At 56.5% G+C, this 18,280-nt stretch carries 20 protein-coding genes; 14 read left to right on the top strand and 6 right to left on the bottom strand.

Annotation, left to right across the window (positions count from 1 at the left end):
* The first annotated feature begins 130 nt into the window (after window positions 1-130).
* A complete protein-coding gene (locus tag AC2FIT_RS08385; protein WP_496828465.1) occupies window positions 131-1,045 on the top strand; it encodes a DMT family transporter in 915 nt (304 codons plus the stop codon).
* Here the strand turns inward: AC2FIT_RS08385 and AC2FIT_RS08380 are convergent.
* Window positions 990-1,697 (bottom strand): thiamine diphosphokinase, encoded by a 708-nt coding sequence (locus tag AC2FIT_RS08380; protein WP_496828463.1) that lies wholly within the window; start codon window positions 1,695-1,697, stop codon window positions 990-992. The two genes, AC2FIT_RS08385 and AC2FIT_RS08380, sit on opposite strands and share 56 nt — an antisense overlap.
* Window positions 1,698-1,819: 122 nt before the next feature.
* Here AC2FIT_RS08380 and AC2FIT_RS08375 point away from each other — a divergent pair, with 122 nt between their 5' ends.
* From AC2FIT_RS08375 to AC2FIT_RS08365, 3 genes are all read left to right on the top strand, one after another.
* A complete protein-coding gene (locus AC2FIT_RS08375; protein WP_496828461.1) occupies window positions 1,820-3,562 on the top strand; it encodes a hypothetical protein in 1,743 nt (580 codons plus the stop codon).
* Between the two features lie 186 nt (window positions 3,563-3,748).
* Window positions 3,749-4,309 carry a GNAT family N-acetyltransferase gene (locus AC2FIT_RS08370; protein ID WP_496828459.1) on the top strand — a complete coding sequence of 187 codons (561 nt, stop codon included), beginning with the start codon at window positions 3,749-3,751 and terminating at the stop codon, window positions 4,307-4,309.
* 130 nt (window positions 4,310-4,439) lie between these two features.
* Window positions 4,440-6,218 carry an adenylate/guanylate cyclase domain-containing protein gene (locus AC2FIT_RS08365; protein WP_496828457.1) on the top strand — a complete coding sequence of 593 codons (1,779 nt, stop codon included), beginning with the start codon at window positions 4,440-4,442 and terminating at the stop codon, window positions 6,216-6,218.
* 272 nt (window positions 6,219-6,490) lie between these two features.
* Here the strand turns inward: AC2FIT_RS08365 and AC2FIT_RS08360 are convergent, their stop codons facing one another.
* The 5 genes from AC2FIT_RS08360 to nthA all read right to left on the bottom strand — a co-directional run bounded on the left by AC2FIT_RS08360 (window position 6,491) and on the right by nthA (window position 9,810).
* Entirely contained in the window at window positions 6,491-6,733 is a 243-nt protein-coding gene (locus AC2FIT_RS08360) for a DUF2842 domain-containing protein (RefSeq protein ID WP_496828455.1), read from the bottom strand.
* A complete protein-coding gene (locus AC2FIT_RS08355; protein ID WP_496828453.1) occupies window positions 6,733-8,028 on the bottom strand; it encodes an adenylosuccinate synthase in 1,296 nt (431 codons plus the stop codon). The genes AC2FIT_RS08360 and AC2FIT_RS08355 overlap by 1 nt, the downstream gene beginning before the upstream one ends.
* Before the next feature lie 158 nt (window positions 8,029-8,186).
* On the bottom strand, window positions 8,187-8,525 hold the full coding sequence (locus AC2FIT_RS08350) for a nitrile hydratase accessory protein (protein WP_496828451.1): 339 nt from the start codon (window positions 8,523-8,525) through the stop codon (window positions 8,187-8,189).
* A complete protein-coding gene (gene nthB, locus AC2FIT_RS08345; RefSeq protein WP_496828449.1) occupies window positions 8,522-9,199 on the bottom strand; it encodes a nitrile hydratase subunit beta in 678 nt (225 codons plus the stop codon). The genes AC2FIT_RS08350 and nthB overlap by 4 nt, the downstream gene beginning before the upstream one ends.
* On the bottom strand, window positions 9,196-9,810 hold the full coding sequence (gene nthA / locus AC2FIT_RS08340) for a nitrile hydratase subunit alpha (protein ID WP_496828447.1): 615 nt from the start codon (window positions 9,808-9,810) through the stop codon (window positions 9,196-9,198). Before nthA ends, nthB begins: the two co-directional genes overlap by 4 nt.
* 151 nt (window positions 9,811-9,961) lie before the next feature.
* Between nthA and secG the strand changes: the two genes are divergently transcribed.
* From secG to AC2FIT_RS08290, 10 genes are all read left to right on the top strand, one after another.
* The gene (gene secG / locus AC2FIT_RS08335; protein WP_068334438.1) at window positions 9,962-10,327 is read left to right on the top strand and encodes a preprotein translocase subunit SecG; all 366 of its coding nucleotides are present in this window, start codon (window positions 9,962-9,964) and stop codon (window positions 10,325-10,327) included.
* A 159-nt stretch (window positions 10,328-10,486) separates the two neighbouring features.
* Complete coding sequence (pyrG, locus tag AC2FIT_RS08330; RefSeq protein ID WP_496828445.1) at window positions 10,487-12,130, top strand: CTP synthase; 1,644 nt, start codon at window positions 10,487-10,489, stop codon at window positions 12,128-12,130.
* A 104-nt stretch (window positions 12,131-12,234) separates the two neighbouring features.
* Window positions 12,235-13,008 carry an isocitrate lyase/PEP mutase family protein gene (locus tag AC2FIT_RS08325; protein WP_496828443.1) on the top strand — a complete coding sequence of 258 codons (774 nt, stop codon included), beginning with the start codon at window positions 12,235-12,237 and terminating at the stop codon, window positions 13,006-13,008.
* A gap of 122 nt (window positions 13,009-13,130) precedes the next feature.
* Entirely contained in the window at window positions 13,131-13,580 is a 450-nt protein-coding gene (locus AC2FIT_RS08320) for a tellurite resistance TerB family protein (RefSeq protein ID WP_496828441.1), read from the top strand.
* A gap of 20 nt (window positions 13,581-13,600) precedes the next feature.
* Window positions 13,601-14,038, top strand: a complete 438-nt coding sequence (locus tag AC2FIT_RS08315; RefSeq protein ID WP_496828439.1) for a tellurite resistance TerB family protein — start codon at window positions 13,601-13,603, stop codon at window positions 14,036-14,038.
* A complete protein-coding gene (locus AC2FIT_RS08310; protein ID WP_496828437.1) occupies window positions 14,035-14,766 on the top strand; it encodes a phosphate/phosphite/phosphonate ABC transporter substrate-binding protein in 732 nt (243 codons plus the stop codon). Before AC2FIT_RS08315 ends, AC2FIT_RS08310 begins: the two co-directional genes overlap by 4 nt.
* 147 nt (window positions 14,767-14,913) lie before the next feature.
* Window positions 14,914-15,690, top strand: a complete 777-nt coding sequence (locus tag AC2FIT_RS08305; RefSeq protein ID WP_068334421.1) for an ABC transporter ATP-binding protein — start codon at window positions 14,914-14,916, stop codon at window positions 15,688-15,690.
* Between the two features lie 33 nt (window positions 15,691-15,723).
* Complete coding sequence (locus tag AC2FIT_RS08300; protein ID WP_496828434.1) at window positions 15,724-16,437, top strand: transporter substrate-binding domain-containing protein; 714 nt, start codon at window positions 15,724-15,726, stop codon at window positions 16,435-16,437.
* Between the two features lie 73 nt (window positions 16,438-16,510).
* On the top strand, window positions 16,511-17,398 hold the full coding sequence (locus tag AC2FIT_RS08295; RefSeq protein ID WP_496828813.1) for an ABC transporter permease: 888 nt from the start codon (window positions 16,511-16,513) through the stop codon (window positions 17,396-17,398).
* Window positions 17,395-18,201, top strand: coding sequence for an ABC transporter permease (locus AC2FIT_RS08290; RefSeq protein WP_496828431.1), 807 nt, complete (start codon window positions 17,395-17,397; stop codon window positions 18,199-18,201). The genes AC2FIT_RS08295 and AC2FIT_RS08290 overlap by 4 nt, the downstream gene beginning before the upstream one ends.
* The last annotated feature ends 79 nt before the right edge of the window (window positions 18,202-18,280 follow it).

Below are 18,280 nucleotides of genomic sequence, written 5' to 3'. Positions count from 1 at the left end.
TTTGAATCCGGCATTTGCGCAACAGGTGAATTGATTGGTGTCAGGCGACGCCCTGCTCTATGGAATCGGCCCGGGCTCGCGAGCCTCTGACCACTTTCCACCGACAGACAAAAGGCTTAGCGTCGCGACCATGACACAGGATCGTCCCGTTTTTGGCATCACCTTGATGCTTGGCTTCTGTATCCTCGCACCGCTCGGCGATGCGATGGCAAAGCTCTTGGGCGAGACGACTCCCATCGGCATGCTGGTTTTCGTCCGCTTTGCCATTCAGGCGCTGGTATTGGTCCCCCTTGTCACGCTAACCGGGCGTAATTGGCGTATGCGCGGGCGAATATTACGACTCACTTTCATTCGTACCGTGCTGCACATCATCGGCATTTCAGCCATGTTCAGTGCATTGCTTTTCCTGCCGCTGGCCGATGCAATCGCCATCGCCTTTGTAATGCCTTTCATAATGCTGATCCTTGGCAAATACGTTCTGGGCGAAGAGGTTGGGCTGCGCCGTCTGATCGCCTGCGTCGTGGGCTTTTCTGGCACGCTTCTTGTTATCCAGCCCAGCTTTGCAGAGGTGGGTTTTGCAGCGCTTTTACCTTTGGTTGTTGCGCTTGTGTTTGCCCTCTTCATGCTGGTCACGCGCCAGATCGCAAAAGAGACCGACCCGATTGCCTTACAGGCCGTATCAGGTGTCATTGCAACTGTGCTGATGTTGCCGGTCTTGTTGGTTGGGGCATTCAGCGACACATGGGCCATATCCCTGATTGCGCCACACCCCGACAGCTATTTCCTACTGGTTGCAATTGGTCTTCTGGGTACGTTTGCACATCTGCTGATGACTTGGTCATTGCGCTACGCGCCCTCTGCCACGCTGGCGCCGATGCAGTATCTGGAAATCCCTGTGGCCACCCTGTTCGGCTGGCTGATATTTCACGACCTGCCCGACGGGCTCGCCGCTATAGGTATTGGAATCACCGTGACCGCCGGGCTGTATGTCATTCTGCGCGAGCGGGCCATTGCCCGGTCCGCCCCGACAGAAACGCCCGCATAACCTCGTCCAGAGCGTCGCGCGGCACCATCATCAAAAGCCCGGGCGCATCGACCGACAGCTCTACCTTTGCCAGCGCTCTGTTTGAGGTACCAACGCGGCCAGTTGGTTCCAGCACCAACTCGTCAATGGGCCATTCCAGGCCCCGACTGCGGCCAGTCACTGTCTGAAACGGAAACAGTGAAACGACGTCACCCGGTGTCAGGCTCAACTCTATCCGTGGCGGCGCATGAAACACGACCTCACGTTCACCTAGCAAAATACAAGGACGGTCTGGAAGGCGGACCAGAGAGCTCAGTACCGCAAGCTGATGATCCAAACGACCGCCAAGGAACCCGACGCCCAGAACCAACGGCGCTAGGACATTGCGCAGTGTCTTGTCAAAATCTGTGCTCTCCTGCTCACGGATAGGAAACAGGCGGTCTGCCGGAATACGGTCACGATAGACCCCGTCGAGCGAATCAAAATCGCCGATAACCGCATCCGGCATGCGGCCCGAATCCATGACAGGCACCGCGCCACCATCGGCTGCCACGACAGTGTTGACGCGAATCAGCGCCAGATTTAAGTCATCAGGTCCAAGTTGACCGCCACCAATCAGCGCGATTGGCTCGTCACACCGCACAATCGGCTTATTTTTCGTAAGATTGATCATTTTTCCCGGATTTGGACACATTGAGACCACAAAATGATAGGTTCATGCAGAGAGTTCCGAGCCATTAATGTGCCCGCTGCCGGCTATAGTGGCTCTCGTAGTTTGTAAAGGACGTGCGTCTGATGGTACAGAATAACAAGGTCTTAACCGTTTCTTATGGAACCTTCTCGTGCACTTTGGAAGGGTTTGATGATTCCTTTGAGACGATGAAAGCGATTGCCGAGTACTTTCGCGACCTCGCGGCGGATGATCGTTACTTTGGTTCTGAACCCCCGCAACCCGACGCCGAAATGCTGACACGGATCGCTCAGCGCGACATATCCCGCAGGGTCGAAGCCAGTCAGAACGATTCCGGCCTTTTGATCCGTGCCTCCGAAAAACCCGACGCATCGCAACCTGCCGCCAGCGCACCGGGTCTGAATGTTGTCGACACACCACCGCCGTCTCAGTCCACCTCTTCTGAGGCCGAGGCAGTCGATGACACCCCTGCTCCAGCCGCCGACAGCATTGCCGCCAAGCTACAGCGCATCCGTGCCGTTGTTTCGCATTCCGAGGAGAACTCGGTCATCTACACCGAAGACGAAGAGTCGGCCCTTGTCAAAAGTGCCGGTCCGTCGGATGCGGTCGCTGCGGCGTTTGCGGCAGGTTCGTTGGAGCCCGCTGATCTGGACAGAACCCCCGACACCACTGAGCCAGTTTCAGCACATGGCGATGTGCAGGAGGAAATTCAGGACGAACTGCAAGAACCAGTTCAGCCCGAGTTGGACACACAAGATGCCGAAGAACACGCAACCTTGGTCATAGAAAACGAATCCGAAACCTCGGTCTTGGAAACCGAACCTGAAACCTTAGTAATGGAAAGCGAACCCGAATTCTCGGTAACGGAGTCCGAGTCTGAAGCCTCGGTAATGGAGTCCGAAGCCGACGCCTTGGAAAGCGATGTTGGGGACGCCGCTGCAGAAGATCAGGTCGAGGAAGAGATCGCCGCACAGGACGCCTTGTTCGCGGACCTTGAAGAAACGGCCGAAGACGAACAGGAAGCGGACGCAGAGCCCAATATCCTCAGCGACAGCGAAGATGATGCGGAAATCACAGCCGCAGTCAGTGACAGTGTCCTCACCGAAGAGGACGAGATCGACCTGCTGGAAGAGATTGCCAGTGTAGAAGCTGTTCTGGCAAAACGCTCTTCCATGTCTGCCACCGAGGACGCCGACTTGGATCGGGATGTGTCACGCCTTATGGACAAAGCCGGTGAACAATTGAACGATCCCGACACCACCAATCAGCGTGAGGCCTACACGCACCTGCGCGCGGCCGTGGCAGCAACCGAGGCCGAGCGAGGCGAAGCAGGGACCAAGAATCAGGAAAGCGATGAGCAGGGTTATCGCGGAGACCTATCATCGGTCGTCAGCCCTCGCCGTCCGGAAATTCAGGTCACAAGCAAACGCCCAAGCAGCGATGCCTCTGCACCACTGAAACTGGTCGCGGAACAGCGGATCGACAACCAATCCGGTGAAAGCGGACCGGTTACCCCCCGTCGTGTAAAATCCGAATCCGAAGACGAGGCAACCGAAGAAGGTGGTTTTGCGCAATTCGCCGAGGAACAGGGCGCGCAGTCCCTGCCCGACCTGTTAGAGGCTGCCGCAGCTTATCTTTCCTTTATCGAAGGACAGGAGCAGTTTTCGCGCCCGCAGCTTATGAACAAAATCCGCTCGTTGAAGCAGGATGACTTCAACCGCGAAGAAAGCCTGCGTTCCTTCGGGCAATTGCTGCGTGATGGCAAAATCGAAAAGGCCGGCGGGGGGCGTTTTGCCGCGTCGACCGAGATTGGGTTCCGCCCAGATGACGAGCGCGCAGCCGGTTAATTTTTGAACAATTTGCGAATTATTGAGCCGGGAATACCCCTGGCTCATTTTTTTTTGCACTTACGCTTCGCTGCCCGTTTTGCTGCAGCGGTCACACTGCATGTGCTATGCTGCATCGCAGAAAGATGTTATGAAAGGGCGTACCGTGATCGGTTTGTCACGCGCTGTTCAAGCAAAGGCTAGGCCATGTATGAACTTCCGATACGACGTCTCAGAATTTACGATCGCCCAAAGATAGAAAGCCATTTCAACACCCTGGGCAGCGATACGCTGGCAGCACGGTTCGGCACGCAGGTCAGTGCCGCGTTTGTGCAGCACTATCTTTCCGGGATATTTGATAATTCCGCGCTGGTTTTCGGCGCATTTCCTGATTCCTGTCTGCGCGGCGTGGGAGAACTGCGGCTGGTGCCGGACAACGAAACCCAGATGGCCGAGGCCGCCTTTACGGTCGAAGCCGAATGGCAAGATCGAGGCATTGGCGACGCCTTGTTGTCGCGGATCATCACTGCGGCCCGCAATCGCGGTATTCGAGAGGTTCACTTGCTGTGCCTTGCAACCAACCAAAAAATGCGGCGCCTTGCGGCCAAGCACGATGCCGAGCTAAGTCTCGTCACCGGGCAGGTCGCGGCGACACTGACGGCACCATGGCCCACCCCCCTCAGCGTCGCCGAAGAGATTTCCGGAGAGTATCACGCGATGGCTCGTGCGATCTTTAGCTGGCCTTCGATGGCCCGACGCACGGGCTAAGGTGCTGTTTATCTATCTGCAAATATCCGGACATCAAATCAAAAACACGGATCAGGCCCGACGAACAACTGGGTTACTAGGTCCATTTAGATAATTGTGGTATAGATCGTCGCTTGTGGGAGGAGCGAAGATGAAGGCCGAAATTGAACGCCGCCTTTCTACGGTACTTGCCACAGATGTCGTTGGCTACTCGGCGCTGATGCAGCGTTCTGAGGAAGACACAATAGTGCGCCTGAAACGGCTACGCAAAATTGTGCGGCAACAGGCGGAACGTCATGGTGCCAGAATAATCAGCTGGGCAGGCGACGGCGCATTGGCTGAGTTTACCAGCCCCGTTTCGGCCGTGCGCGGTGCCTTCGAGTTACAGCGCGAACTGGCCGCCCCCCATAACGCTCAGCAAATTGGGCTGCAACTTCGGATCGGAATTCATCTTGCTGATGTGATAGCGGATGGCAAAGACCTTCTTGGCGACGGTGTGAACATCGCGTCGCGTATCGAAGCCGAGGCTGAACCCGGCGGTGTTTTGGTTTCACAAACGGTTTTCGAGCAAGCAAAACGCGGCGCTCAGATCCGGTTCAAAAAGCTTGGCCCGCGTCAGTTGAAAAACATCGATGAGCCCGTTGAGCTTTATTCGGTCGAAGGGGACCTTGGCATACACAGTTGCATGCTGGCGCAAGAAACCACCGTTACCCAACCCACGGCACAGTCTCAACGTGACAACGGCGTCGTTGTCGTACCATTCCAAAACCGCAGTGCAGACGCCGAACAGGACTACTTCGCCGACGGGTTCACGGAGGATTTAATTACCGAGTTATCGCGCTTTAAAGAGCTCTTTGTAATATCGCGCAACGCCAGTTTTTCGTTGGCAAAACGGGATGCTCCATCGGAACAAGTCTGTAAGGAAACCGGCGTGCGCTACAGTATCGAGGGCGGTGTGCGCGTGTTTGGCGCGCGCGTGAGAATTTCAGCAAGCCTGATTGACGGCATCAACAAAGAACAGGTTTGGTCAGAAAAGTATGATTGCGACGTGAATGACCTTTTCGACGTTCAGGATGACATGGTCGCCAAAATTGCGGCTGCAGTGGCCGGTCGTGTTGAAAGACAGGCAGAGGAAACAGCCCGCGCAAAACCAACGGAAGACATGGTCGCCTATGACTGCCTAAAGCGTGGCCTGCACCATCATCGAATGGGCGGCGTCACGCGCGACAATGCCGAAGAAGCGATGGCGTGGCTTGAAAAGGCTTTGGAGAAAGACCCCAATTTCGGTCGGGCACAGGCATGGTTGGCCTGCGCTGTGGCAACGCGCGACGAATGGCTTGGTGTCAACGATGTGGATCACTATTGGTCGATGGGGCGCCGGGCATTGGAATTGGACAGCGACGATGCTGAGGTCCACAGGATCATGGGTTCATTGGCTCTTTACAAGGAGGACTTTGACAGCGCCCTTTACCATTTCACCCGCGCGCTCGAGATTACGCCGAACCATGCCTACATAGTTGCCCATGCTGGGAATGTTCATAATTACATGGGCGATGGTGAAACGGGGCTTGAATTTCAGCGGCGCGCGCAAGAGCTCGATCCGTTTCTTCCCGAGTACTGCCGCGAGGTGGGAGTGATCGCACATTACGTCCTGGGCAACTGGGAGGCCTGCTATAGCGCAGCGACAGCATTTCCACGTATCACCCGCCGTGCCGCCGCGTACAGGGCTGCTGCGGCATTACATCTGGATGATGACGTCCGATTGAAGCGCGCCACGCGCCGTTTGGCCACCGTCGATCCCGAATTTGATGCTGATGGCCTGCTTTCGGTTGAACGATTTCAAGAGGCCTGGCGCAACGAAAAACTCAAAGATGATATTTATAGAGTGCGTGCATTGATACACGGCAACGATTTGCGAGCCGTTGTCTGACAGGGGCATCTTCTAGATTCCTCTGACAGCCTTTTCAGCTTGTGATGCAAAAACGGATCGAAAGAAACGATTGCGCGCGAATGCACAGTTGCAAACCGCTCGCCCCCGTCCCGCGCATGGGCCGAATACGAAAAGTCCAAAGATACCTAGCCCGTGGTTTTACACGGCCGCAAACTTGGCTGCATCAGTGCCGGACTGTTTTATGCCTGTTCAGACTCCCGCCAAGGGATGCTTTGTTCACATTCAGACTTGTGATACCCCCAAGGCAGAAATCAATCCGCGTCTTTATTCGGGTCTTCTTTGCCAACACCTTTGAAAACAAACTTGAACGGCAGCGCCCAAAGAATGCCCAACCCGATATAGACCAGCAACTCCAGCCAGATCGGTGGCCGGTCCAGCCGGTTCACGATCGTCACAACCGCCACGATATAGATCGGCAGCCCGACCAGAAGCAGCACCAGGGACCATCGCCGCCTGGCCTTGTAGCTCAGGCCGGGTTTTTCCTTATCGCTCATCAGTCAGCAAACGGGTCGGTCACCAGGATGGTGTCGTCCCGCTCTGGGCTGGTGGACAAAAGGGCCACAGGGCATTCGATCAGTTCTTCAACACGGCGCACGTATTTGATGGCGTTAGCTGGTAAATCTGCCCAGCTGCGCGCGCCTTCGGTGGATTCGCTCCACCCCGGCATTTCCTCATAGACAGGCGTACAGCGGGCCTGTTGATCCGCCGCGGTGGGCAGATAGTCCAGCCGATCGCCGTCTAGTTCATACCCAACACAGATTTTCAAGGTTTCAAAACCGTCAAGAACGTCCAGCTTGGTCAGCGAAATGCCGTTCACACCGCTGGTTGCGCAGGTCTGGCGCACAAGGCAGGCGTCAAACCAGCCGCAGCGGCGCTTGCGGCCGGTGACTGTCCCAAATTCGTGACCTCGGGTGCCAAGGCGATGCCCGTCTTCGTCATCCAATTCGGTCGGGAATGGCCCCTCACCGACGCGTGTCGTGTACGCTTTGACAATGCCCAGCACAAAATCGACAGATCCCGGCCCGATCCCAACGCCGGTGGCGGCTTGACCTGCGATAACATTCGACGATGTCACAAATGGATAGGTGCCGAAATCGATATCCAGCAATGCACCCTGAGCACCTTCGAACAGTATGCGCTTTCCTGCTTTGCGCTTTTCGTTCAGAACTTTCCAAACTGGCGCTGCATAAGGCAGAATCTGCGGTGCAATCTCTTTGAGCCGCGCGATCAATGCATCGCGGTCGACGGCTTCAATCCCCAAACCCTTGCGCAGCGGGTCGTGATGCTGCAATGCACGATCCACGCGCGCCTCCAACGTTGCATCATCTGCAAGGTCCGCCACACGGACAGAGCGACGACCAACCTTGTCTTCGTATGCAGGGCCAATACCCCGACCAGTGGTGCCGATTTTTGTTCCTTTACTGGCGGCTTCTTCGCGTGCACGATCCAGTTCTCCGTGAATTGGCAATATCAGCGGAGTGTTTTCTGCGATCATCAGCGTTTCAGGCGTAATCTCAACGCCTTGTTTGCGGATCGACTCGATCTCGTTCACCAAATGCCAGGGGTCAAGCACGACACCATTCCCGATGACGCTGAGCTTCCCACCGCGCACAACGCCCGAAGGTAGCGCGTTCAGTTTGTAAACCTCACCATCAATGACCAGAGTATGACCGGCGTTATGTCCACCTTGGAAACGCGCGATGACGTCTGCCCGCTCGCTTAGCCAGTCGACGATCTTGCCTTTTCCTTCGTCACCCCACTGGGCGCCGACAACAACCACATTGGCCATATCCGGTCCTTTTGCGCTGAATTATCAAACCCGGCTCGTATAGCGGGGTCAAAGCAGCAGGGAAACCGATAATTCGCCGCAGTTCACACCCAAATCAAATGTCAGTACCTGTCTGGATTGCCTAGCGTGAGTTTTCCGAAAGAATGCATCCAACAGCCTTAGTCGTGCGGCGGCAATTTCACCGGTTGACCGTGAGGAGTTGTTAAATACGCTTCTTCCCAGGCATTCCTGAAATCAGAGACTTCCCCCTGAGCGGTCGCACCCTGCTCGGCCAGCAATTCTTCAAGCGTATCGAGCCAGGCGTTGAAATAGTCGTCCCCGCCATCCAGTTCACGGTCGAGGCCTCGACGTTTGAGTGTCGCTGAAAAACGGGCAACCCAGTCGGACCAATCGAATCGACCGTCCTCGTTCAGGGCCACGGTTATAGCAAACACCTGTGCGTGCCACGGCTCAGAGAACGCGGGTTCAGGGGCGGTATTGGTAACGCAGGTGCTCATACCGGCTCCAGATAGCTTTGCCACAAATCAAGCACCACTTCGTCCTTGGGATGCTCCGGTTGCGCCCACAGCTCAGACGCCGCGAACGCCACAGCATAGAGCGGTTCGGGCGCCTCACCCAAACCGTGTGCATTTGAGTCAGGAAACACATGCGCACCATGTAGCCGAACAATTCTACCCACCGCACCGGATGCATAGGACGGCAAGCGAGTATGCCCACCATCAACAAGGCGATTGGCCGTTGGGCGCACCGTGCGGACCTTTTGCCCGGTCTCAAATCGTACCGGCACAGTCGAAGGCCGCTCCGTCGGTCCACCCTTGGCAAGGACCCCGGAAACAGATTCAGCTTTCAAGGCGCGTGACGAAAGTGGATGTTGCTCAGCAGTGCCTCCGTCAGAATAATCTTGTGCATTTAGCACACCCTTTTCCACCAGCAGGTCAGCAAGTGCGGAAATCCACCTTTCGTAATAGGAAAACCGAACACTATCCTTCGGCGACAGTCTTTCACGTGCGTGCCGCGTGACATCAAGGTTCCACTGTCCCAATGATCCGGCGGCAAGCGTCACTGCCAAGGCCCGCCCTTGCCACTTTTCGGCGAAAACCGGTGCATCTTCGGCCTCGGGCTGAACCGGACCGTCCCCAAACCGCCCACCCATATCGTGCACGCGCGTCATGACGGCACTTTGGGCAGCCCAGTGCCGATCATGCTGTCGCGGGTGACAAGCGCCACCAGGTCATCTTCGCTGAGTCCCTCTGTGCCTTCTGGCCGCATCGGAAGCACGAGATAACGAATTTCCGCTGTCGAATCCCACACGCGCACGGCCGTCTCCGGTGGTAAGGTGACACCGAACTCTGCCAGCACCTTGCGCGGCTCACGCACGGCACGGGCGCGGTAGGCGTCAGACTTGTACCAACCCGGCGGAATCCCAAGCAGAGGCCAAGGGTAGCAACTGCACAGCGTGCAAACGACCATATTGTGCTGCTCGGGCGTATTCTCGACAACCACCATATGTTCACCCTGTCGACCATAGAAACCAAGATCGGTGACAACCGAGGTTGCATCTTCCAGCAGGTCTTTTTTGAACTGCTCGTCGGACCAGGCCTTGGCGACGACGCGCGCACCGTTTTGCGGTCCGATCTTGTTCTGATAGGCATCAATGAGTTCGTCCAGCGCCGCGGGGTCAACAAGCCCCTTTCGGGTCAGAATCGTCTCAAGCGCTTTTACGCGCAGGGCGGGTTCGGGTGGAAGCAAAGCGTGCGGGTGATCGTGGTCGTCATGCGGCATGAACAGCACCCTGCGTTAACAGCCGCCACTCTGTCCAGTCAATTTGATGCGATGCCAGGTATCCCGTGCTATGATGTAAACTCGTCCCTTGCCCCCGCTGGCAAACTTGCATAAGTACCACGCGATACACGCCACGCTGTACAGGACCACCATGGAAAACGTTGTTCTCATCATCCATCTTCTTTTGGCTCTGGGCCTGATCGCCGTCGTTCTGATGCAGCGGTCCGAAGGCGGCGGCCTTGGTATGGGCGGCGGCGGCGGTGGTGCCATGACTGGCCGCGCTGCAGCGACTGCACTGGGCAAAGTGACCTGGATTCTGGCAGCGTGCTTTATCGTGACTTCAATCACTCTGACGATTCTGGCGGCTCAGAAATCCTCTGGCAGTTCGGTAATCGACCGCTTGGGCGTTCCCGCTCCGGCCCCGACGGAAGAAAGCGCCCCTGCAGTTCCGCCGGCAAATGATCTTCTGCCGCCAGCAGCAGGCGACAACGCGCCTTTGATTCCGCAAGCGAACTGATCCACAAAACCTAGAAACCCTACAGAGGACTGCAACAGCATCTTGCGGTTCTCTTGCGCTTTTGGCGCGAATCCTTTATGTGTGAAGTCCCGTGATGCAGCGGTTTTTCGGAACCGTCGGGCAGCTGATTTTGACGTCTCACGGGAGCAGCCGAAAAACATGGCGCGTTTTATTTTCATCACCGGTGGTGTGGTTTCGTCCTTGGGCAAAGGGCTGGCTTCGGCGGCTCTGGGTGCGTTGTTGCAGGCCCGGGGATACTCGGTACGTCTGCGCAAGCTGGACCCCTATCTGAACGTCGATCCCGGCACCATGTCGCCGTTTGAGCATGGCGAAGTTTTCGTGACCGATGATGGGGCCGAAACTGATCTGGACCTTGGCCATTATGAACGGTTCACCGGTGTGGCAGCGCGCAAGACCGACTCGGTCAGCTCGGGCCGGATTTATTCAAATGTGCTCGAAAAAGAACGTCGCGGCGACTATCTGGGCAAGACCATTCAGGTGATCCCGCACGTCACTAACGAGATCAAGGATTTCATCGCCATTGGCGAGGATGAGGTTGATTTCATGCTGTGTGAAATCGGCGGTACCGTTGGCGATATCGAAGGTCTGCCCTTTTTCGAAGCCATCCGTCAGTTTAGTCAGGACAAGCCGCGCGGTCAGTGTATCTTTATGCATCTCACCCTGCTGCCCTACATCAAGGCGTCCGGCGAATTGAAAACCAAGCCGACACAGCACTCGGTAAAAGAACTGCGCTCCATTGGCTTGGCACCTGACATTCTGGTGTGCCGGTCCGAAGGTCCGATCCCACCGAAAGAGCGTGAAAAGCTGGCGCTGTTCTGCAACGTGCGCCCTGATAGCGTGATCGCCGCTCAGGATCTGAGCACCATCTATGACGCGCCATTGGCCTATCACCGCGAGGGACTGGATCAGGCGGTATTGGATGCCTTCCAGATCAGCCCGGCCCCTAAACCCCATTTGGCCAAGTGGGAAGACGTCAGCGACCGCATCCACAATGCAGAAGGCGAAGTGAGTGTAGCCATCGTCGGCAAATACACCCAGCTAGAAGATGCCTACAAGTCAATTGCCGAGGCTTTGACCCATGGCGGTATGGCCAACCGCGTCAAGGTCAAGGTCGAGTGGGTCGATGCCGAAGTGTTTGATACCGAAGACGCCGCAACGCATTTGGAAGGGTTCCACGCGATCCTCGTCCCCGGCGGCTTTGGTGAGCGTGGGACCGAGGGCAAGATAAAGGCCGCCCAGTATGCGCGCGAACACAAGGTCCCTTACATGGGTATCTGTCTGGGCATGCAAATGGCAGTAATCGAAGCGGCGAGAAACGCCGCCGGGATCACCGAAGCCGGGTCAGAAGAGTTCGATCACGAGGCCGGAAAGAAGCGTTTTGAACCAGTAGTTTACCATTTGAAGGAATGGGTACAGGGAAACCATACTGTCGAACGCAAAGTTGGAGACGATAAGGGTGGCACCATGCGTTTGGGCGCATACAATGCCGTACTGGCCGAGGGCTCGAAAGTGGCCGAAGTTTACGGCGGCACCAATATCGAAGAACGCCACCGGCACCGTTATGAGGTGGACATCAAGTACCGGGAAAAGCTGGAGAAAGCGGGCTTGAAGTTTTCGGGCATGTCGCCGGACGGACGCCTGCCAGAGATCGTCGAATGGTCGGATCACCCGTGGTTCATCGGTGTGCAGTACCACCCCGAACTCAAATCAAAACCGTTCGATCCGCACCCTCTGTTTCGCGATTTCGTGCGTGCGGCCAAGGACAGCTCGCGCCTAGTCTAACGGCAGGCAGGTCACTGCATTGTGACGGTGAGCGAAAAAAGAACCTATACGTGCAAGCCGTTTCCACGGATAACTGTCCTCAACACAGCGACAGGAGACCGGCCATGGCAAAGCAGATCAACCAAGCGGAGACATTCGCAGCCCTGCATAAAAAGGGTGACCCGGTTATTTTGTACAATATCTGGGACGCAGGCAGTGCAGGTGCCGTGCGCGACGCGGGCGCCAAGGCAATTGCAACCGGCAGTGCCCCGGTTGCGATGGCGCAAGGATATGGTGACGGTCAGAACATCCCAATCGAGGCCGCCCTTGAGAATGCCCGCCGGATTGTTGCTGCGGTTGACTTGCCGGTCACACTGGACTTCGAAGGCGCGTACGCCGAGGATGTGATGGGCGTCGCGGAAAACACCCAGCGTGCGCTGGGGACCGGCGTCATTGGTTTTAACTTCGAAGACCAAATCATTGGAACAAGTGATCTTTATGACACCGAAACTCAGGCCGCACGGGTGCGGGCGATGCGCGAAGGATGCGATGCCTCTGGCATCCCGGCGTTCATCAACGCCCGTACCGACATCTTTCTGAAGGCAAAGCCCGATACCCATAACGATGCAATGCTAAACGAAGCAATCGCCAGGGCCCGAGCTTATGCTGACGCCGGTGCCAGCGGTTTCTTTGCTCCGGGGCTGAGAGACAAGGATATGATCGCCACTTTGTGCGAATCGACCGACTTACCTGTAAACATCATCGCCTTGCCGGGGACCCCTGATACGGCCACACTGGCATCGCTGGGCGTAGCCCGGATCAGCTATGGTCCTGTCCCATACCGGCACATGTTGGCCTGGCTGCAGGAACAAGCGAAAGAAGCGCTTCAACAGGGGTGATTCCGCTGCAAGCGGTTCGCGCTTAGCGTGTTTCTGCCGCTCCGACCAGCACCGAAATCATTCAAGGCTATGACGGGTAGTCGATGCTTGGCGGGCCACAAAATATGGAATAACCTCAGGGCATGTTAAAGAAGTTCTTTCAGGCCCTGCGCCCACCGCAACACGACAATTTACCGGACCCTGATGCAGAGCTTGCTCTGGGTGCGCTCATGGTTCGTGTTGCGCAGGCGGACCGGGATTATAAGCTTGAAGAAATCAGCCTGATCGACCGGATCCTTGCCCGTCTCTATCAGCATAACGCGATCGAAGCTGCCAAGGTCCGCGCCACTTGCGAAAAGCTGCACGCCGCCGCGCCTGATACAGACACGTTCGGCAAATTGATCCGCGAAACCACCGACCTGCACGAACGCCTCGCGGCATTGGACGCCCTGTGGGAGATTGTTCTGGCCGATGGAAACTCGGACGAAGGCGAAATCAAAATCGTGGAAGAGGCGCGCATTGCCATGGGGCTCAGCTTTATGGACAGCCAGTCTGCACGCCAACGGGTGCAAAGGCGCTTGGAAGACCTGTGAGCCCCATTTATACGTAACCCATGTTTAGTGATTTTCTGTCCCGGCTCACACGGCCCGACCCCGACCCTCTTCCCGAAGTTGACGCTCGCCTCGCGCTGACGGCACTGCTGGTCCGCATCGCCCGATCCGATAACGATTATGCCGACAGCGAGATGGCGCGAATCGACCGGGTCTGCGCCGAACGCTATGGTCTTTCACCATTCGAAGCCGCCACGCTGCGCGCCCGTGCTGAGGACCTGGAGGCCGAGGCCCCCGACACTGTCCGCTTCACGCGCGCAATCAAGGAAGCCGTAGCTTACGACGACCGGCTCGCCGTCGTGCAGGCAATGTGGTCAGTCGCACTGGCAGATGGGCACCGTACCGGCGAAGAGGACTCGCTGTTGCGGTTGGTCGTCAGCTTGCTGGGCGTCAGCGATGTTGATTCAGCCTTGGCGCGACAGAAGGCAGCAAAATCGTGACCGCGATGTTGGGCATGTATGACATGCCCCCTTTGCAAGACGCCAACGATCGCTTTTGGGCGTTGATTCGGACGCACTTGGGCTTCGGTCCCGATCACCTGACACGTGATGCTGACATGTGGGACGTTTGGCTGAGCCCGGACCTGACCTTTGCCCAGACTTGCGGCATGCCCTATCGCACCCGCCTGCATGGCAAGGTGCAACTGGTTGGCACACCGGACTATGGGCTAGAGGGATGCCCGCCTGGCTACTACCGATCCATATTCCTGGCGCGAAAGGATGATCCGCGCGATTTAGCCGCGCTTTCGGCTGGAGCTTTTGCCTACAATGACCACCTTTCGCAATCAGGGTGGGCAGCGCCGTTGGTTCATTTAGCTGCGCGCGGCCACCGTCCAAATACGACCGTTGAAACCGGTGGCCACGCGCGGTCTGCCGGCACAGTGGCGAATGGCCGGGCCGATTTTGCGGCACTGGATGCGCTAACCTGGGAACTGCTCAAAACGCATTCCGACCTGGTGACCTTTTTACGCGAGGTAGACGTGACCAACCCGACGCCCGCCCTGCCCTACATTACTGCCAACGGCCAGGACGCACCGCGTATCACCCACGCTGTCCGCTCTGCAATTGATGATCTGTCAGCTGCGGACCGCAAGATGCTGCATCTTCGCGGTCTGATCAAAATTCCAGCGGGCGACTATCTGTCTGTCGCCAATCCGACACCGGATTAGCCGATCCAAACGCGAATACTGATCAATTTGGCGAGTAACTTTGGCCAATTTGACTTTTTCGGTACGTATTCATGACAATTGCGCATTGCATTACCTCAATTTTTAAGCCCTAGTACCGCACCAACACCGACAACACATGGGCCACCTGTGACAGATTCCTCTCCAGTTATCGAAATCAAAAATCTACACAAAAGCTTCGGCAATCTGGAGGTGCTGAAAGGGGTCGATATTACGGCCAGACGCGGGGATGTCGTTTCCCTGATCGGGTCCTCCGGATCCGGAAAATCAACCCTCTTACGGTGCTGCAATCTGTTGGAAGACAGCCAAGAAGGCGAGATACTGTTCAAGGGCGAGCCCGTGCGCTGGTCAGGTGAACGGCATAACCGCCGTCCAGCCGACCCAAAGCAGGTCATGCGCATCCGCACCAACCTGTCGATGGTGTTTCAGCAGTTCAACCTTTGGTCCCATATGACCATTCTGCAAAACGTGATGGAAGCTCCGGTGACCGTACTGGGCCGCGACCCGAAAGAGGTCGAAGACAGCGCTCGCAAGTATCTGGACAAGGTCGGTATCGGCGATAAGTGCGACGTCTACCCGGCGCAATTGTCCGGCGGTCAGCAACAGCGCGCAGCCATTGCACGTGGTCTGTGCATGGAGCCCGAGGCGCTGCTTTTCGACGAGCCAACCTCGGCGCTGGACCCTGAGCTGGAACAGGAAGTGATCAAGGTGATCAAGGACTTGGCTGCCGAAGGTCGCACGATGATCATTGTGACCCACGACATGAAAATGGCGGCTGATATTTCAAGCCACGTCGTATTCCTGCACCATGGCCTGATCGAAGAAGAAGGGTCACCGAAAGATATCTTTACGTCCCCCGAATCCGAGCGACTTCGGGGCTTTCTCTCCGCCACAAAGGCGGCTTAAATTCAGGACAGAAAACTAACTGGGGAGTATCCAATGAAAAAACTGATTCTGACCACTGCAGCCCTGGCGCTTAGCGCAGGTATGGCTATGGCGGAGACCATCCGTCTGGGCACCGAGGGCGCATACGCACCTTGGAACTTTGTCAACGACGCGGGCGAGATTGACGGGTTCGAACGCGAACTGGGCGATGAGCTGTGTAAGCGCGCCAACCTGGAATGCGAATGGGTCAAAAACGACTGGGATTCGATCATCCCTAACCTTGTTTCGGGCAACTACGACGCGATCATCGCGGGCATGTCCATCACTGACGAGCGTGATGAGGTCATCGATTTCACTCAGAACTACACGCCGCCAGATCCGTCTGCCTATGTCGCCATGTCCGATGGTGTTGACCTGTCAGGTGGCGTGATCGCGGCACAGACAGGCACCATTCAGGCTGGCTATGTCGCCGAATCCGGTGCAACTCTGGTTGAGTTTGCAGGCCCCGAAGAAACCATCGCAGCCGTGCGTAACGGCGAAGCAGATGCAGTTCTGGCTGACAAATCCTTCCTGGTGCCGTTCACTGAAGATGGCTCGGGCCTTGTCTTCGTTGGTGACGAAGTACCGCTGGGCGGTGGCGTCGGCATGGGTATCCGTGAATCCGATGGTGAGCTGAAAGAAAAGTTCAACACTGCCATTCAGTCCATGAAGGACGACGGTACCTTGAATGAGCTGATCACCAAGTGGGAAGTGTCCTCGACCTTCTAATTTTGCACGTCGCGGCGCGCCTGTCTTCCAAGGCGCGCCGCCTCTGAGCCCTTGCCCGTCAAGGAGGCCAACCATTTTTTCGTTCTGCACTGATCCCGATACTCTCGGCACGTTCCGTTGGTTTTCATGCTATCTGACCAATGGTGTGCACTGGGTATTCTACCTGTCCTTTTTCAAGGTTTTGCTGCTTCTGGCGATCACTGCTCCGGTTGCACTGGGCTTTGGTTTTCTGGGCGCAATGGCAGCGCGGTCGCATGTCCTTCCGCTCAGCCTGCTGGGGAAGGGCTATATCGCCATCGTGCGCGGCGTACCGGATATTGCCTTTTTCATGTTCTTCGTGATCGCGCTGGATCAAGCGTTCGAATGGACACGGCACCAAATTCTCTGCCCCGAATGGACCGACCCAATCCGGCAAGGCAATGACTTCATTGTGTGCCAAGCCGCGAAACTGCCACTAGGCAGCGCACCGGAGTGGGTTCACGAGACTTACGGGTTCTTTCTGGCCGTCATTACCTTTTCCATCGTTTTTGGTGCTTTTGCAGCCAATGTTCTGTTCGGCGGCATGCGCGCCGTGCCCCATGCACAGCTGGAAACGGCCGAGGCTTACGGCATGACCCGCCGCCAAACATTCTGGCGCATTCTCGTTCCGCAAATGTGGGTCTATGCCCTACCCGGCCTGTCGAACCTGTGGATGGTGTTGATCAAAGCGACGCCACTGCTGTTCCTGCTTGGCATCGAAGATATCGTCTATTGGGCACGCGAACTGGGTGCCTTCAAAAACCCGCGCTTCACCCAATACCCGCATGGCGACTGGCGCATGTGGTACTTCCTCGCCCTACTTGTGTTCTATCTTGGTATGACGCGTGTTTCGGAAATCGGCCTTGAAAAGCTGATGCGACGCTTATCCCACGGACAGGCGACCTCGGGCGGTGAGTTGCTGCGCAAGGAGACGACCGCATGAGCTGCTTGCAAACAATCCAGGACTACGCTCTGCGCTCAGTCGGTATTGGCGAACGTCTTTTGCCAGCGAACGATTTTACCCTCTGCCAGCAGTTCACCCTTATTGGCTCGGGTATGATCTGGAACATCTATTTCGGGATTATGGCGCTTGCGACCGGATTTTTTCTGGCCACTGCCCTTGCTCTTGGGAAAGCGTCCACGAACAGATGGCTGCGCAAACCGTCGGAGTGGTTCATTTTCCTGTTTCGAGGCTCTCCGCTGTTCATTCAGTTCTTCTTTGCCTACTTCTTCTTCCTGTCACTCAAGCAGAGCTTCCCATTTCTTGACGCACTTACGTCTGCATGGATGGGCGCTTTGATCGTGCTGTTTTTCAACACCGCAGCCTACTCGGGCGAGATATTCTATGGTGCGCTACGCTCGATCCCAAAGGGCGATATCGAGGCCGCAGATGCCTATGGTATGACGGGCTGGTCACGGTTCCGTCGGATCATCTGGCCAACAATGCTGCGCCTGGCGTGGCCCGCTTATACGAACGAGGCGATCTTTCTGTTCCACGCAACCACGCTGGTGTTCTTCTCAGCCTTTCCTGTCTGGCAACAACGGGGCGATGCGCTGTACTACGCGGGTTACTTCGCTGACAAGACGTTCAACCCGTTCATTCCATATCCGATTCTTGCCTTCTACTTCATCCTGCTAACCCTGGTGGTCATCTGGGGGTTCGGAATGGTCAACAAGCGATTGAATCGGCACCTACCCGCTGCAAAACGCAGCAAAATGAGACTCAGGCTGAACCTGGCGCGCTAATTCTAAGCGCGCCAGCCGTCACTTTGCCTGATACCAAATGAATCGCAAAATGGCCAAGTTCCAAGCGGGAAAACCGCGT

Source organism: Ruegeria sp. YTSA135, assembly GCF_059610165.1.
The sequence above is the reverse complement of the archived record's forward strand: the minus strand, read 5'-3'. Positions and strand labels throughout refer to the sequence as shown.